The sequence below is a fragment of the Stenotrophomonas sp. GW821-FHT09E08 genome (assembly GCF_059416125.1).
Genome location: NZ_JBWKOO010000010.1, coordinates 1 through 16742, shown reverse-complemented (window position 1 = coordinate 16742; position 16742 = coordinate 1). Strand labels below are relative to the sequence as shown.

General features: G+C 66.7%; 12 protein-coding genes and 1 pseudogene. 8 read left to right on the top strand and 5 right to left on the bottom strand.

Annotated features, from left to right (window positions below; translation table 11 throughout):
* From AC07M7_RS13470 to AC07M7_RS13440, 7 genes and pseudogenes are all read left to right on the top strand, one after another.
* Window positions 1–185 (top strand): annotated as a pseudogene (locus AC07M7_RS13470) (hypothetical protein); the annotation flags it as partial.
* Window positions 186–341: 156 nt separating this feature from the next.
* Window positions 342–2807, top strand: a complete 2466-nt coding sequence (locus AC07M7_RS13465) for a GH92 family glycosyl hydrolase (protein ID WP_253079158.1) — start codon at window positions 342–344, stop codon at window positions 2805–2807.
* A 96-nt stretch (window positions 2808–2903) separates the two neighbouring features.
* Window positions 2904–3953 (top strand): LacI family DNA-binding transcriptional regulator, encoded by a 1050-nt coding sequence (locus tag AC07M7_RS13460; protein WP_014037023.1) that lies wholly within the window; start codon window positions 2904–2906, stop codon window positions 3951–3953.
* Window positions 3954–4013: 60 nt separating this feature from the next.
* A complete protein-coding gene (gene fucP, locus AC07M7_RS13455; RefSeq protein ID WP_100468323.1) occupies window positions 4014–5327 on the top strand; it encodes an L-fucose:H+ symporter permease in 1314 nt (437 codons plus the stop codon).
* A gap of 7 nt (window positions 5328–5334) precedes the next feature.
* On the top strand, window positions 5335–6330 hold the full coding sequence (locus AC07M7_RS13450; protein WP_337303073.1) for a carbohydrate kinase family protein: 996 nt from the start codon (window positions 5335–5337) through the stop codon (window positions 6328–6330).
* Window positions 6327–7553: an AGE family epimerase/isomerase gene (locus AC07M7_RS13445; protein ID WP_197619624.1), complete on the top strand. Its 1227-nt coding sequence runs from the start codon at window positions 6327–6329 to the stop codon at window positions 7551–7553. The genes AC07M7_RS13450 and AC07M7_RS13445 overlap by 4 nt, the downstream gene beginning before the upstream one ends.
* A gap of 76 nt (window positions 7554–7629) precedes the next feature.
* Window positions 7630–10248, top strand: coding sequence for a beta-mannosidase (locus AC07M7_RS13440; protein ID WP_495207610.1), 2619 nt, complete (start codon window positions 7630–7632; stop codon window positions 10246–10248).
* A gap of 123 nt (window positions 10249–10371) precedes the next feature.
* On the opposite strand, the gene mtnC is transcribed toward AC07M7_RS13440, so the two are convergent.
* The 5 genes from mtnC to AC07M7_RS13415 all read right to left on the bottom strand — a co-directional run bounded on the left by mtnC (window position 10372) and on the right by AC07M7_RS13415 (window position 15913).
* Window positions 10372–11067 carry an acireductone synthase gene (mtnC, locus tag AC07M7_RS13435; protein WP_253079153.1) on the bottom strand — a complete coding sequence of 232 codons (696 nt, stop codon included), beginning with the start codon at window positions 11065–11067 and terminating at the stop codon, window positions 10372–10374.
* A gap of 3 nt (window positions 11068–11070) precedes the next feature.
* Window positions 11071–11628: a 1,2-dihydroxy-3-keto-5-methylthiopentene dioxygenase gene (locus tag AC07M7_RS13430; RefSeq protein ID WP_049467060.1), complete on the bottom strand. Its 558-nt coding sequence runs from the start codon at window positions 11626–11628 to the stop codon at window positions 11071–11073.
* Window positions 11629–11720: 92 nt separating this feature from the next.
* Entirely contained in the window at window positions 11721–12362 is a 642-nt protein-coding gene (locus AC07M7_RS13425) for a methylthioribulose 1-phosphate dehydratase (protein ID WP_136640002.1), read from the bottom strand.
* Between the two features lie 565 nt (window positions 12363–12927).
* The gene (locus AC07M7_RS13420) at window positions 12928–14355 is read right to left on the bottom strand and encodes an amino acid permease (RefSeq protein WP_032128776.1); all 1428 of its coding nucleotides are present in this window, start codon (window positions 14353–14355) and stop codon (window positions 12928–12930) included.
* Window positions 14356–14437: 82 nt separating this feature from the next.
* On the bottom strand, window positions 14438–15913 hold the full coding sequence (locus AC07M7_RS13415) for an amino acid permease (RefSeq protein WP_006363814.1): 1476 nt from the start codon (window positions 15911–15913) through the stop codon (window positions 14438–14440).
* Window positions 15914–16046: 133 nt separating this feature from the next.
* On the opposite strand from AC07M7_RS13415, the gene AC07M7_RS13410 reads away from it, so the two are divergent.
* Window positions 16047–16661, top strand: a complete 615-nt coding sequence (locus AC07M7_RS13410; protein ID WP_495207609.1) for an NUDIX hydrolase — start codon at window positions 16047–16049, stop codon at window positions 16659–16661.
* The last annotated feature ends 81 nt before the right edge of the window (window positions 16662–16742 follow it).

Here is a 16742-nt window from a genome sequence, read left to right as displayed (position 1 = left end):
GCGTCAGCCGCATGGATGCGGCGACCGAGCCTACATGGACGTATTTACGGCGCCCCCTGCAACCGGACCCACCCCGCCATCCCACGGACAGCCGGCTTTTGCTGTTGCTTCGGCTTCGGCAGGTGCAGGGCGCAGCCCTGCCGAACACCCTCTCTCATGCTGCGCCGCAGAATGCATTTGGCTGAACCTGCATGCTCTACTTGAATCGATCTAAATTCACGGTCTGGTGGGTCGGGCGTCATTCCAGGGGGAGCTCTCTGCAGGTCAGGGCAGGGCTCAGCGGAACGGTGTCGGACGGCCCCGGCCGTCTGCCTCCGCGTCATCGACTACAGGAACCCGACATGCGTCCAGTGCCGTCCGCTCCCGCCGTCCCATTGTCCACGCGCCCGCTGGTGCGCCTGGCCTGCCTGCTCGCACTGTCGGCGGCGCCGATGCTGCTGCAGGCGGCGCCGGCTGCGCTGGAGCGCGAGGTCAACACCTTCATCGGCAGCAAGGACGATGGCAACACGTTCCCGGGCGCATCGGCGCCGTTCGGCCTGATCCAGGTCAGCCCGATCGGCAGCCACTATTCGGGCTGGCGCTACGACGACGAGAAGATCCGCGGTTTCGGCCACTCCTTCATCTCCGGCGCCGGCTGCTGGGAGCAGGGCGGCCAGGTGTCGGTTCTGCCGGTCACGGGCTCGATCGGTCCGGGCGGCGATTTCGATACTGGCAATGCGAAGAAGTTTGACCATAAAGCCTACGCCGCGTCGTACACCCATGACGGCGAGATCGGCCAGGCGGGCTATTACAAGGTGCGGCTGACCAGCTACGGTGGCATTGATGCGGAGGCGACTGCACGTACGCGTGCTGCAGCCGAGCGCTACACCTTCAGCCAGCGCAGTGGCGATGGCCACGTGCTGGTCAACGTCGGCCAGGCCAACGAGCGCCATTCGGTGATCGGCAGCGTGGTCGACGTGGTCGGCGACCGCGTGGTCGAAGGCAAGCTGGTCACCAAGAGCTTCTGTGGCGGGCACCAGTACACCACCTGGTTCCGCATCGAGTTCGACCGTCCGTTCAAGGCGCATGGCACCTGGGGCGAGGGCGGTGGCCTGCCCGGCGCGCGCCACAGCATGGAAGGCGAGCAGAAGCCGAACGGTGCCTGGCTCAGCTTCGATCTCGGCAAGGGCCAGTCGGTGACAGCGGTCAGCGCGATCTCGCACGTGGATGCCGAAGGCGCGCGCACCAACCTGCGCGCGGAGGGCATGCAGGGTGGGGCGCTGCTCGGCTTCGACCGCATGCGCGCGCTGTCCCAGCAGTCGTGGCGTGAGCAGCTGGGGCGGGTACGTGTGCAGGGCGGTACGGCCGATGACCGCACCGTGTTCTACAGCGCGGCCTACCACGCGCTGCTGCAGCCGATGACCGGCAATGATGCCGACGGCCGCTATCGCGGCTATGACGATGGCATCCACCGTGCCGATGGCTGGACCTACTACGAGTACTTCTCGCTGTGGGATACCTACCGCGCGCAGAACCAGTGGCTGGCGCTGACCCGCCCGGACGTGGCGCGGGACATCGGCCGCACCCTGCTGGCGATCGACGAGCAGGGTGGCTGGCTGCCGCGCTGGGGCTATGCCAACTTCGAGACCAACATCATGACCGGCGATCCGGTCACGCCGTTCATGGTCGATCTTTGGCGCTTCGGTGCGCTCAAGGGCCGTGAATCGCAGGCGTGGGATGCGCTGCGTCGCAATGCGTTCGGTACGCCGCCGCTGAACTCGCGCATGGCCGGTCGCTCCGGCAACCCGACCTACCTGGACAAGGGCTACGTGGTCTACGACCGCGCGTTCCCGTCCAAGGGCATGGACGTTGATCCGCACCACGGCGGCTCGGCCACGTTGGAATATGCGCTGGCCGACTGCGCGCTTTCGCAGATGGCCGATGGGCTTGGCCATGCGCAGGACGCGGCGACGTTGCGTGAGCGCGGCCGCAACTGGCGCAAGGTGTGGGATCCGCAGGTGCGTGACGCCGAGACCGGCTTCACCGGTTTCCCGCGCCCGCGTACCGAAGATGGCCAGTGGTACACGCCGGCCGATGGCCACTACAGCCCGCGCTCGCACCACGGTTTCCATGAAGGCACGGCATGGCAGTACCAGTGGCTGGCGCAGCAGGACGTGCCGGGCCTGGTCGAAGCGATGGACGGCCGCGAACAGGCCGGCCGCCGCCTCGATGCATTCTTCGCGATGGACGCGCTGCAGGCCGATCCGCTCAATGCCGCGCGCAAGGAGTGGGTGGTCGGGCCGTACAGCTATTACAACCAGTTCCGCTACAACCCGAACAACGAGCCCGACCTCCACTCGCCTTGGCTGTACACGCTGATCGGCCAGCCGTGGAAGACCGCCGCCGTGGTGCGCGCCGCCCAGCAGCTGTTCACCAATGCACCGAATGGCGTGACCGGTAACGATGACCTCGGCACGATGTCGGCCTGGTACCTGTTCAGTGCCATCGGCGTGTACCCGGCGGTGCCGGGCAGTGGCCAGTTCCTGCTGCACACGCCGCGCTTCAGCAAGGTGGAGGTGGACATGGGCAATGGCCGCACCCTGCGCATCGATGCGCCGGGCGCCGATGGCCGCCGCCTGCAGTACGTGCAGGGCGTGCAGGTCGATGGCCAGGCGCATGCACCGGTGTGGCTGGACTGGAACCGCCTGCAGCAGGGCCCGCGCCTGCAGTTCGCGCTCGATGCGAAGGCGCCGGAGCAGGGCTGGGGCACGGCGGTGAAGGACCTGCCGGTATCCTGGTGCGCGGCACCGGGCAGCCAGCTGCGCTGAGACGGACTGTGCCGTTCGCGGTCACCCAGCGAACGGCACGGCACGACAGGGCCCTGATCCATTAGGCTTGAGCATCCAGCGGAGTCCGGGAAGACGATGAACGACAACGGCAGCAGTCCCAGCAAGCGCGCCGGCAAGGCGGTGACGGTGACCGACATCGCGCGTGCCATCGGCGTGTCACGGGCAACCGTGTCGCTGGTGCTGCGCGGCAGCCCGCTGGTCAACGTTGATACCCGCGCCAAGGTCGAGGCCGAACTGCGCCGCCAGCGCTATGTCTACAACCGCGCCGCTGCCAACCTGCGCCGGCGGACCTCGTCGAGCATCGCGCTGGTGATCAACGATCTGTCCAACCCGTTCTTCGCCGAATTCGCTTCGGGCGTGGACGAGGCGCTGGGCGGGCGCGGCTACGTGACCCTGCTGGGCAGCACGGGTGAATCGCCGGAGCGCCAGCAGGCGGTGCTTTCGACACTGATGGAACACACCCCGGCCGGCCTGATCCTGTCGCCGGCCGAAGGCAGTGACACCGCGCTGCTGCGCCAGGCGCTGGGTGCCAATGCCAACGTGCTGCTGTTCAACCGCGAACTGGAGGGGGCCGACTGGGACTTCCTGACCCTGGACAACCAGCACGGCGCCTACCTGGCCACGCGCCACTTGATCGAGCGCGGCCATCGCCAGATCGCCTTCTTCGGTGGCCACGCGGCATCCAGTTCGTGCCATCAGCGCCGCGCCGGTTTCCAGCAGGCGCTGGCCGAGGCTGGGCTGTCGTTGCCGCCGGGTTGGATGATCGAGTCGGCGCCGAACCGCCTGGAAGCTGCGGCGCGCACCGATGAGCTGTTTGCCGACGGCCATCGGCCGAGTGCAGCGGTCTGCTACAACGACACCGTCGCGCTGGGCTTGATGCTGGGCTTGAATTCGCGTGGCATCCGTCCGGGCGGTGACTTTGCCGTTACCGGTTTCGATGATATTTCCGAAGCGTCGGTGGCGGTGCCGCCGTTGACCACGCTCACCGCTGACCCGCGCGAGCGGGGCCGGCAGGCTGCCGCGCTGCTGCTGCAACGACTGGACGAACCGGACGCGCCGCCACGGCGCACGGTCGCGCCGGTGCAGCTGCGCATCCGCGAAAGCAGTGCCGCACGACCGAACTGATTCCTTCCATACACCCCTTCCACGCAACAACGACCTTCCGCGCATCGAGGCGCGTACCGCATGCCGATCTCCGCAACGCCCCGTCCATCGGGTTCTTCGGGCAACGCACCCGCCGTCACCAACGGCAAGGCGCTGGCCGTGGTCACCACGATCTTCTTCATGTGGGGCTTCCTGACCTGCCTCAATGACATCCTGATCCCGCACCTGAAGGCGGTGTTCGAGCTGAACTATGCCAAGGCGATGCTGGTGCAGTTCACCTTCTTCGGCACCTATTTCCTGATGTCGCTGCCGGCAGGTCGCCTGGTGGCGGCGCTGGGCTACAAGAAGGGCATCGTGGCCGGCCTGGTGATTGCTGGTATCGGCGCGCTGGGCTTCTGGCCAGCGGCCGAGCTGCGCGTGTACGGCGCCTTCCTGGGCGCGCTGTTCGTGCTGGCCACCGGCATTACCGTGCTGCAGGTCGCTGCCAATCCCTACGTCGCACTGCTGGGCCCGGAGCAGACCAGCTCCAGCCGCCTGACCCTGGCGCAAGCGCTGAACTCGCTGGGCACGGCCATTGCGCCGATCTTCGGCGGCATGCTGATCCTGTCCAACACAGTCAAGAGCGCCGATGAACTGAGCGCGCTGCCGGCCGCCGAGCAGCTGGCCTACCGCGCCGCCGAGGCGCAGGCTGTGCAGGGCCCGTACGTGGGTCTGGCAGTGGCGCTGGTGCTGCTGGCGTTGTTCGTGTTCCTGTTCCGCCTGCCGGCGCTGAGCGACGCCACCGAGCAGGCCGACCAGGGCCACCACCACAGCTATCTGGATGCGCTGCGCAAGCGCCACCTGTTGCTGGGTGTGCTGGGCATCTTCTTCTACGTCGGCGCCGAAGTGTCGATCGGCAGCTTCCTGGTCAACTACTTGTCGATGCCGAGCATCGGCGGCTTCAGCGAGCAGGAAGCCACCCACTACGTGTCGGCCTACTGGACGATGGCGATGATCGGCCGCTTTGCGGGCTCGGCGCTGCTGGCGCGCTTCTCGCCGAGCCGCCTGCTGGCGATCTTCGCGCTGGTCAACGTGGCGCTGCTGGCCACGACCATGCTGACCTCCGGCAGCGTTGCGCTGTACTCGGTGGTGGCGATCGGCCTGTTCAACTCGATCATGTTCCCGACCATCTTCGCGCTGAGCATCGAGCGCCTGGGCCCGCTGACCAACAAGGGTTCCAGCCTGCTGATCATGGCCATCGTCGGCGGCGCCGTGGTGCCGTACCTGCAGGGCGTGCTGGCCGACCACATCGGCGTGCAGGCCAGCTTCATCCTGCCGCTGCTGTGCTACGGCTACATCATTTTCTACGGACTGGTCGGCGCGCGTACGCCGGCTTCCGCAACGCAGGGAGGCTGAGTCCGGAATGGGTGCCATTGTCTGCTTCGGCGAAATTTTGATCGATCTACTAGCGCAGCCGCCGGCCTCGGCCGACACGCCGCGCGCGTTCCTGCAGTACGCCGGCGGTGCGCCGGCCAACGTCGCGGTAGCGGCTGCGCGGCTGGGCGCGAAGACCCAGTTCGTCGGCATGCTGGGCCGTGACATGTTCGGCGACTTCCTCGCCGACAGCCTGGTCGAGCACGGCGTGGGCACGGATTACATCGTGCGCACCGACGCGGCCAAGACCGCGCTGGCCTTCGTCGCGCTGGATGCCAGCGGCGAGCGCAGCTTCAGCTTCTACCGCCCGCCGGCGGCCGACCTGCTGTTCCGTGACAGCGACTTCCAGGCCGCGTGCTTCGACGGCACACAGTGCTTCCACGTGTGCTCCAACAGCCTGACCGAGCCGGCCATCGCCGAAGCGACCTTCGCCGGGATGGACCGCGCCCGCGCCGCCGGTGCGGTGGTCAGCCTGGACCTCAACCTGCGTCCGGCCCTGTGGCCGGCGAACGAGGATCCGACGCCACGCCTGTGGCAGGCGCTGGAACGTGCCGACCTGGTCAAGCTGTCGCGCGAGGAACTGGACTACCTGGCAGCACCGCTCGGCGATGACGGCGAGGCGCTGGTGCTGCGTCGCCTGCTGGCCGCGCAGGCGCGCTGGGTGATCGTCACCGATGGTGCGGCCACTCTGCACTGGTACACCCGTGACAACCACGGCATGGTCACCAGCTTCCGCGTAGCTACGGTCGACACCACGGCGGCCGGTGATGCCTTCGTCGGCGGCGTGCTGGTCGGCCTGCTGCAGCGCGGTGGGGCGGGCGCGGGTTTCGCCGCGTTCTGCCAGGACCCGGACGCGATCGCCGCCACGCTGCGCTTCGGCGCCGCCGTGGGTGCGCTGGCGGTTACCCGCAAGGGCGCGTTCGCCGCGATGCCCTCGCTCGATGAAGTGCAGCAGCTGCTGCAGGCACAGGACATTACTGCATGAACATCCCGCCCGATTTCCGTTCGCCCGCGTTCCTGCGCGCGCATATCGCCGACACGATGGCGTTCTACCATCCGCGCTGCATCGATCCGAACGGTGGCTTCTTCCACTACTTCCGCGATGACGGCAGCATCTACGATGCCAGCCACCGCCACCTGGTGAGCAGTACCCGTTTCGTCTTCAACTACGCGATGGCCTACCGTGAGTTCGGCAATGCCGAGTACAGGGAGGCCGTCGAGCATGGCGTGCGCTACCTGCGCGAGGTGCACCGCAACCCGGCCACCGGCGGCTATGCCTGGACCCTGCGCGACGGCAAGGTCGAGGACGACATGAACCACTGCTACGGCGTGGCCTTCGTGCTGCTGGCCTACAGCTGCGCACTGAAGGCCGGTGTCGAGCAGGCCCGCGAGTGGATGGACGAGACCTGGCAGCTGCTGGAAGCGCGCTTCTGGGAGCCGCAGCACGGCCTGTACAAGGACGAGGCTGACGGCCAGTGGAACTTCACCGGCTACCGCGGCCAGAATGCCAACATGCACATGTGCGAGGCGATGCTGGCGGCGTTCGAGGCCAGTGGCGAGCAGCGCTATGTCGAGCGCGCGCTGCAGCTGGCCGACAACATGACCCGCCGCCAGGCCGCCAAGGCCGGTGGCCTGGTCTGGGAACATTACGATGTGAACTGGGAAATCGACTGGGACTACAACCTGGACGACCCCAAGCACCTGTTCCGCCCGTGGGGCTTCCAGCCCGGCCATCAGACCGAGTGGGCCAAGCTGCTGCTGATCCTCGATCGTCACGTGCAGGCCGACTGGCTGGTGCCGACCGCGCAGCACCTGTTCGACGTCGCCGTCGCACGCAGCTGGGACGACGCCCGGGGCGGCCTGTACTACGGCTTCGCTCCCGAATCGCGCCGCCAGCCCGGCATGGATGGCGCGCCGATCGGCGGCGACAGCTTCGTCTGCGACGACGACAAGTACTTCTGGGTGCAGGCCGAGACGCTGGCGACCGCCGCGCTGATGGCCAAGCGTACCGGTGATGATCGCTACTGGCAGTGGTACGAGCGCATCTGGGCGTACTCCTGGGAGCACTTCGTCGATCACCAGTACGGCGCCTGGTTCCGCATCCTCGATGCCGACAACCGCAAGTACAGCGACGAGAAGAGTCCGGCCGGCAAGGTGGATTACCACACCATGGGTGCGTGCTACGAAGTGTTGAACGTCGTGCGTTGAGGCGCGTAGCGCCGTACGCATGATGAATCGGAATCGGTAGCGCCGGGCCGCGCCCGGCGGAAAACAGGAGCATCACGTGCATCGCATTTCCCTCGTTGTCCGTCTGCTCCTGCTGCTGATTGCAGCCATTTCCTTCCCGTTGGCTGCAGCCCCGCTGCAGGCGCAGTGGGAATTCCGCATGCTGCCCGGCGACGCCCAGGGTGCAGCCCACCCGGGCCTGCAGCAATGGCGGGCCGCGAAGGTGCCGGGCAGCGTGCACACCGACCTGCTGGCGCATGGGCTGATCCGCGATCCGTACGTCGGTGCACCCGAGGCCGAGCTGCAATGGATCGGCCTGGCCGATTGGGAATACCGCGCCCGCTTCGACGTGGACGCGGCGACGCTGGCCAAGCCCAATGCCGAGCTGCGCTTCGATGGGCTGGACACCTATGCCGAAGTCAGGCTCAACGGCAAGCCGCTGCTGCGCGCGGACAATGCGCACCGTACCTGGCGAGCGCGCGTGGAGGGACGCCTGCGCGCCAAGGACAATGAACTGCAGATCGTATTCCGTTCACCGATCCGCACCCTGCTGCCGGGTGTGCGGGCGATGCCGCACAAGATTGCTGGTAACTATCCTTCACCCTATGGTGATGAGCCCAAAGACGCGATGGTCGGCAACTTCGCGCGCAAGCCGGCCTATCACTTCGGCTGGGACTGGGGCCCGCGCTATGTCACCGCCGGCGTCTGGCGCGGGGTCGAACTGCAGGCCTGGGACGCGCACCGCCTGACCGATCTGGCGGTGCGTACCGATGCATTGAGCGCGGAGCAGGCGAAGCTGGCGGTGCTGCTGCAGGTGGAGCAGGGCAGCGCTGCCGGTTCTGCGGTGGTCAATGTCGATGTGCGCGATCCGCAGGGACGCAGCGTGGCCCAGGTGCAACGCACGGTGCTGCTGAAGCCCGGCCAGAACACGGTTGAGCTGCCGGTTGAGCTGGCCACGCCGCGACGCTGGTGGCCGGTGGGCCATGGTGCGCAGGACCGCTATACGGTGCAGGCTCGCCTGGACGGTGGCGCCGATGCAACACTGGCGCGCGAGCAGCGCATCGGCCTGCGCACGGTTGAACTGCGCCGCGAGGAAGACGGCAAGGGCGGGCAGGGCTTCGCTTTCGTCATCAATGGCGCGCCCATCTTCGCCAAGGGCGCCAACGTGATTCCGTTCGATGCCTTCCCCGCACGTGTCGATGCCGCACGACTGCGCCAGGTGCTGACCGCCGCGCGCGACGCCAACATGAACATGCTGCGCAACTGGGGCGGCGGCTACTACGAGGAAGATGCATTCTTCGACATCGCCGATGAGCTGGGCCTGCTGGTCTGGCAGGACTTCATGTTCGGCGGCGGCATGCAGCCGGGCTACGATCCGGCCTTCCGTGCCAGCGTGGTGGCCGAGGCGCGCGACAACGTGCGCCGGCTGCGCCATCACCCCAGCATCGTGCTGTGGTGTGGCAACAACGAGGAAGAAACCGCCTGGAAGGACTGGGGCCACGGCCGCGACCTGAAGGCGGCCGACCCGGCATTTGCGGCGAAGGTCTGGCAGGGCTATCTCGACCTGTTCGGCAATGATCTGCGCCAGGTAGTGGGTGAGGAAGGGCTGGGCGTGCCGTATTGGTCCAGCTCGCCCAGTAACGACCTGGATGAAAAGGCGAACGATTCCACCCGAGGCGACAAGCACTACTGGCAGGTCTGGGGCAATCCGGCACTGCCGGTGCAGGCCTACCTGCGTGAGACCCCGCGCTTCATGTCCGAATATGGACTGCAGGCATGGCCGTCGGTGGCGACGGTGGACCAGATCGCCACCCGCGCCGAGCAGCGCATCGACAGCCCGGTGATCCGCGCGCACCAGAAGTTCATGGCGGGCGAGGGCAACAGCCGCTTGCTGCACTACATTGAATTGGGCTATGGCACGCCGAAAGACTTCGAGGACTTCGTCTACCTGAGCCAGGTGATGCAGGCCGATGGCATCGCGCTGGCGGCGCTGCACCATCGCGCCTCGCGGCCGTACACGATGGGCTCGCTGTACTGGCAGCTCAACGACGTCTGGCCAGGTGCTTCATGGTCCAGCGTGGACTACTTCGGTCGCTGGAAGGCGCTGCACTTCGCCGCGCGGCGCTTCTTCGCGCCGGTCACGCTGGCGGCATTGCGTGATGAGGGCAGTACGCGGGTGCGCCTGCTCAATGACGAGGCCGCGCTGGATGCGCGCTGGCGGTTGCGGGTGATGGATGTTGACGGCCAGGTGCTGCGTCGTCGCGGGGAAGCGGTGACGCTGGCCGCTGCCGGTGTCACCTCGATCGGTGATTTCCGCGATGCCGAATTGTTGGCCGGTGCCGACCCCAAGCGCACCGTGGCGGTGTTCGAGCTGCTGCAGAACGGGGCGGTGAGTGCCCGCCAGGTGGTCGGATTCGTCGAAGCCAAGGACCAGATCCTGCCGCGGCAGAAGCTCAAGGCCAGCCTGTCCATTGAAGGCGACCACTATCGTCTGCGATTGGAAAGCGCGGCCTACGTGCGTTCGGCGTGGATCGACTTTGGTGCATTGGACGTGCAGGTGGAAGACAACCTGCTCGACCTGCTGCCCGGCGAAACCCGCGACATTGCGGTTCGCGGCCCGGTGGACCTGGCTGCCCTGCGCGAAGCGCTGAAGGTGAAGACCCTCAACGACCGTTGAGGGGTATTCCGCTTTGGTAGGTGCCAACCTTGGTTGGCACACCCGAAGCATGCCAACGAAGGTTGGCATCTACCAGAAGCGGAGTCGGGTAGGTGCGGACCGTTGGTCCGCACACCTTCCTGCTTACAGCTGTATCTGCTGGAAATTCTCGACGCGCTCGTGGCCGTTGGCGGCCTGGCCGGTGCGCGGCAGCGGGTAGTCATCCAGGCGATCGATCAGGCGGGTCTGCAGGCCGGCGTCTCGGGCGGCGTCCAGTTCCTCGACCACATCTGACAGGAACAGGATCTCGCCGGCCGGCACGCCAATGGCCTGCACGATGCGGCGGTAGCTGTCGGCCTCACGCTTGCCGCCGATTTCGGTGTCGAACCAGCCCGACACCAGCGGGCTGAGGTCACCGGCATCGCTGAAGCCGAAGAACAGCTTCTGCGCCGGCACCGAGCCGGAGGAATACACATACAGCGGCAGGCCGGAGGCGTGCCAGCCCTTCAGCACCGGCGCCACTTCCGGGTAGAAGTGCGCGGTGTAGTCGCCGCGGCGGTAGCCTTCGTTCCAGATCAGGCCCTGCAGCGCCTTCAGTGCGGTGTGCTTGCGATCCTGGTCGATCCAGCCCTGCAGCGTCTCGGCTACCAGACTGTCCTGGCAGGCACCGCCGATCTCGGTAGCCACCGCATCCAGCCAGCGGCGCACCTCCGGCTGCTGGCCGTGCTCGGCGACGAACGCGGGCAAGGCCTTGCGGGCATAGGGGAACAGCACGTTCTTGACGAACGAGATGCTGCTGGTGGTGCCTTCGATATCGGTCAGGATGACGCGGGGCTGCATGGATCAGGACGCCTGGGTCGGAATGTAACGGGGGAATTTCTGCGCGATGTCGGTTCCGGTGAAGTGACCGACCCAGCCATCCGGCTCGGTGAAGAAGCGGATCGCCACGAAGCTCGGCTCATCGCCCATGTCGAACCAGTGGGTGGTGCCATCGGGTACGGCGATCAGGTCGTCCTTCACGCACTCGATCTCGTAGACCTTGTCGCCCACGTGCAGGGTGAACAGGCCGGAGCCTGCGACGAAGAAGCGCACCTCGTCTTCCTTGTGGAAGTGTTCGTCGAGGAACTTCTTGCGCAGCTCGGCGCGGTTCGGGTTGTCCGGGGCGATCGAGGCCACGTCCACGCTCTTGAAGCCACGCTCGGCGACCAGTCGATCGATGTCGGCGCGGTAAGCGGCGAACACCTCATCCTGGCTGGCGCCCGGCGCGACCGGCGCGGTGGCCTGCCAGCGTTCGAAGGTGACGCCGATCTTCTGCAGTTCGGCAGCGATGACCGCGCCGTCCTGGGTGTCCAGCAGCGGCGATTCGGGGCGGGTGTCGTCGTAGATGCGCAGTCGGCTCATGGCGGCAGCTTGAACGTCTCGGGGGGAAGACAGGGTAGCAGGGTGGGCACGAGGTGCAGATTCCGGATCGGCATCTGCACCTGCGCGCGGGTTCAGCCGCGCAGCTTGCGCAGCTCCAGCTCGCAATGCAGCAGGAACTCGAAGGCTTCCATGTGCCGGCGCGCTTCGGCCATGTCGCGGCCCCAGGCATACAGGCCGTGGCCGTCGATCAGGTACCCCCACAGGTTCTGCCGGTCGAGCAGGTCATCGACCTGCTTCGAAAGCACGTTCATGTCCTGGGTGTTGGCGAACACCGGAATATCGATGGCCATCTCATGGGTGCTGTTGCCGGCGAAGGCCTTCAGCAGCTCGTAGCCTTCGACCCGGATGTGGCCCTGCGGCGCGTACAGGCGCGAGGCGATGGTCTGCACCGGCGAGTGGGTGTGCAGTACGCAGCCGATCTCGGGAAAGCGACGATACAGCTGGGTGTGCAGCAGCGTTTCGGCAGACGGGCGCAGCGGACGGCCGACGGCCTGGCCGTCGAAGTCCACTACCATGATGTCGTCCTCGATCAGGCGACCCTTGTCCTTGCCGGAGACGGTGATCGCGGCGTGGCGGTCGTCCAGGCGGTGGGAGAAGTTGCTGCTGGTGGCCGGGGTCCAGCCGGCGTGGGCCAGTTCGCGGACGTTGTCGATCAGCAGCTGGGCCAGTTCGCTCAGGCGCGCGGTGTCGTAGGGGAAGGTGGGGGCGTTCATGGGGGCGATTTTACTGGATTCGGCCAACGGCTGAGCCCCTCGTGGCGGGTCGTGTAGAGCGGTTCATGGGCGGGGCGGGGGGGGGGGGGGGGGGGGGGGGGGGGGGGGCGGGTGGGCCGTGCAGGGGACGCTGCAAGTACGTCCCTGTAAGCTCGATGGCGCCATCCATGGCGCCAACGCCCCTGCACGGCCCACCCGCCCCGCCTCTGACAGGTTCCGGCGTGCGGCCAGCCACGGAGTGAAGAAGGAAAAGCGAAAAGCGGGTCGCTTCGCTGCGCTTGCTCGGAGCGGCGCATGGCTCCGCTCTACAACAGATTCGTTCCGATACATTCGTTTCCCGGAACGCTTCATCCACGCATGGCGTGGATCCACCGGATGCGCCGGGAGACTGTCATGGGCGGGGAGGCATGGGTTCGCGGGGGTATCCGCGCCATGGATGGCGCGGCTAAGCCTCCATGGACGGATTCACGGCGTCCCCCGCGAACCCATGCCTCCCCGCCAAACCCTTAGCCCAGCTGTTGCCGTTGCTCCGGGCGGGTGCAGGGCCGCAGGCCCTGCAATCCCCTCACTTACCCCGCAGACGGCTGTGCCTGAAGCCGTAGCAGAAATAGATCACGAAGCCGACGAACGTCCACACGCCCATCAGCATCCAGTTGTGCATCGTCATCGCCGACAGCAGGGCAAGACAACTCAGCACGCCCAGGCTGCAGATCAGCCACGCCATCGGCATGCGGAACGGACGTGGCAGGTCCGGCTGGGTGCGGCGCAGGATCAGCACGCCCGCGCAGACCGCCGCGAACGCGATCAGCGTGCCCATCGAGGTCAGTTCACCGAGGATGTCCAGCGGGAACAGCGCCGCCAGCAGGGCGATGCCGATGCCGGTGATCACGGTGTTGATGTGCGGGGTGCGGTACTTCGGGTGGATCTTGGTGAACACCGGCGGCAGCAGGCCGTCGCGGCCCATGATCATGAAGATGCGCGGCTGGCCGATGATCATCACCAGCACCACCGAGGACAGGCCCACCAGGGCGCCTACCTCGACCACCCAGCGCAACCAGCCCAGCTGCGGATGCGCGGCCACCGCGGTCACCACCGGCTCGTCGGTGCCCAGCAGCTGGAACGGCACCAGGCCGGTCATCACTGCGGCCATCGCGATGTACAGCACGGTGCAGATCACCAGCGACAGCATCATGCCGAACGGCATGTCGCGCTGCGGGTTCTTCGACTCCTGCGCCGCCACCGATACCGCCTCGAAACCGATGTAGGCGAAGAACACCATCGCCGCACCACGCAGCACGCCTTCCATGCCGTACTTGCCGGGGCCTTCGTTGGCGGGGATGAACGGGGTCCAGTTGCTGGTGTCCACGTACTTCCAGCCCACCACGATGACCAGCACGATCAGGCCGGTCTTGAGCACGACCATCGCCATGTTCATCGCCGAGGACTTGCTGATGCCGACGTAGCACAGCCAGGTCAGCAGCAGCACCAGTGCGGCGGCGGGCAGGTTGGCGATCGCGCCGGTCGGGCGCAGCTGCGCGTCGAGTGGCGCGCTGACCAGCGCCGCCGGTAGATGGATGTCGAACTGGCTGAGCAGGCTGAGGAAGTAGCCGGTCCAGCTGACCGCGACCGCCGAGGCGGAGACGCCGTATTCGAGCACCAGCATCCAGCCGATGAACCAGGCAGAGAGTTCGCCGAAGGTGGCGTAGGTATAGGTGTAGGCGCTGCCGGAGACGGGCACCATCGAGGCGAATTCGGCATAGGCCAGCGCGCAGAAGGCGCAGCAGATCGCCGCCAGTACGAAGGACAGCATGATGGCCGGGCCGGCGTGGTTGGCGGCGGCCTGGCCGGTGATGACGAAAATGCCGCCGCCGATCACCGCGCCGATGCCGAGGGCGGTCAGGCCCCACGGGCCGAGGTGGCGGCGCAGGCTCAGGCCGTTGGCGTCTTCATGGGCGGCATGCGGGTGCTTGGTGGCCCACAGTTGCTTGAACATGTGTGGTGGTCTTGTCGAAGCGCACCGCAACGGGCGCGCGGGGAAAACGGACGGGCCGGCGCAGGGCCGGCCCGTAGGCGGATCAGGAGGACTTGGCCAGCTTGCTGTTGCGGATGCCGTAGCCCAGGTAGATCAGCAGGCCGAGCAGGGTCCAGCCAACGAACAGGTGCCAATGCACCACGAAGGCCTGCCAGAACAGGAACAGGCAAGTGGCCGCGCCGAGCGGGCAGATGATCCACACCGCCGGCACGCGGAACGGGCGGTGCAGGTCCGGCTTGGAATAGCGCAGCACCAGCACGCCGATGCAGACCGTGGCGAAGGCTAGCAGGGTACCCATCGACACCAGTTCGCCCAGCACGTTCAGCGGCACCAGGCCGGCCAGTGCGGCGGCGATCACGCCGACCACGATGGTGGCGACGTACGGGGTGCGGAAGCGGGCATGTACCTTGCCGAAGAACTTCGGCAGCAGGCCGTCGCGGGAGATGGTGTAGGCGATGCGGGTCTGGCCCATCATCATCACCAGCACCACCGAGGACAGGCCGGCGATGGCACCGATCTCGACCAGCGTCTTCAGCCAGGCCAGGGTCGGGTAGGGCTCCAGCGCGGTGGCTACCGGCTTGTCGGTGCCCAGCAGGTGGTACGGCATCATGCCGGTCAGTACCGCGCAGACGATGATGTAGACAATGGTGCATACCGCCAGCGAGCCGAGCAGGCCGATCGGCATGTTGCGCTGCGGGTCCTTGGTTTCGCCGGCGGCGGTGGAGACCGCATCGAAGCCGATGTAGGCGAAGAACACGATCGTTGCCGCACGGAACACGCCGCTCCAGCCGAACTCACCCGCCACGCCGGTGTTTTCCGGGATGAACGGTTGCCAGTTGGCCGGATCGATGTGGGCCGCGCCGATGCCGATGAACAGGCAGATGACGGTGACCTTGATCGCCACGATGATCGCGTTGACGAAGGCCGACTGGGTCACGCCCACGTACAGCAGGCCGGACACCGCCGCGACGATCAGCACCGCCGGCAGGTTGAACAGCTTGCCCGAGGCGATGAACTCGCTGCCGGTCCAGGCAATGGGAGCTGCGCTGAGCGCATCCGGGAACGGCATGTGCAACGTGGTGGTGATGAAGCTGATCAGGTACGCCGACCAGCCCACCGCGACCGAGGCCGAGGCGAACAGGTACTCCAGCACCAGGCACCAGCCGATGAACCAGGCCATGCCTTCGCCGAGGGTGGCATAGGAATAGGAGTAGGCACTGCCGGAGACCGGCATCATCGCTGCGAACTCGGCGTAGCACAGGCCCGCCAGGGCGCACGCGAAACCGGCGATGACGAACGACAGCATCACTGCCGGGCCGGCGTGGTTGGCCGCAGCCTGGCCGGTCAGCACGAAGATGCCTGCGCCGATCACCGCACCCACGCCAAGCAGGATGAGGTGTTTAGCCGTGAGGGTCCGTTTCAACGTGGCTTCGCCGTCCAGGCTGCCTTCGATGGGTTCGCCAGCATCGACGTGCCCGGCCGGTTCAACCGGCTTGACCCTCAACAGAGCTTTCAGCATGCAGTACTTCCTAGTGATCGGATTGGGTGGGCCGCCGATACGTTGCCGGCAACCCTGGAATGGTGAAGGCCGCGCGAACGGCCCGCTGTACCTTAGCCAAAGCTGAAGCCAACGCACAAGCGCAATCGCAACAATGAACGGCGATAATGAGCAGTATTTTTCCAAACGCCGCCCATTCATGAGCCAGACCGCCGAAACCCTTGCCGTGCTTGACGATCGCCTGCGTGGCCTGCTGCGGGACTATGCCCGCCGCGAGCCCGCCCACGACGCACTGGCTGCCGAATTCGGCACATTGTTGGACGATCCGGAAGATCCGTTCCGTCGTGAACGGCTGGCTGGCCACTTCACCGCCAGCTGCTGGCTGGTCAGTGCCGATGGCCAGCGCCTGCTGCTGACCCACCACCGCAAGCTGCAGCGCTGGCTGCAGTTGGGCGGCCACGCCGACGGCGACCGCGACCTGGCTCAGGTGGCGCTGAAGGAAGCCGAGGAGGAGTCGGGCCTGAGCGGCCTGGTGCTGGAAGACCCGGCCATCTTCGATATCGACAAGCATTGGATTCCGGAGCGCAAGGACGTGCCAGGGCACTGGCACTACGACGTGCGTTTCGTGATCCGGGCGCTGGGTGGCGAGGTCTTCGTGCTCAGCGAGGAGTCACTCGACCTGGCCTGGCGGCCGGTCGATGAGGTCGCGGTCGATCCGGAATCGGATGAATCCATGCAGCGCATGGCGCACCGCTGGTTGGCGCGCTAGCAACCTGTAGCAACTGTCTTGTCAGGCGGGGGCCATCTGGGCCTCCGCATCCCTTTTGCGGGCGTTGAGGATCACCAGCAT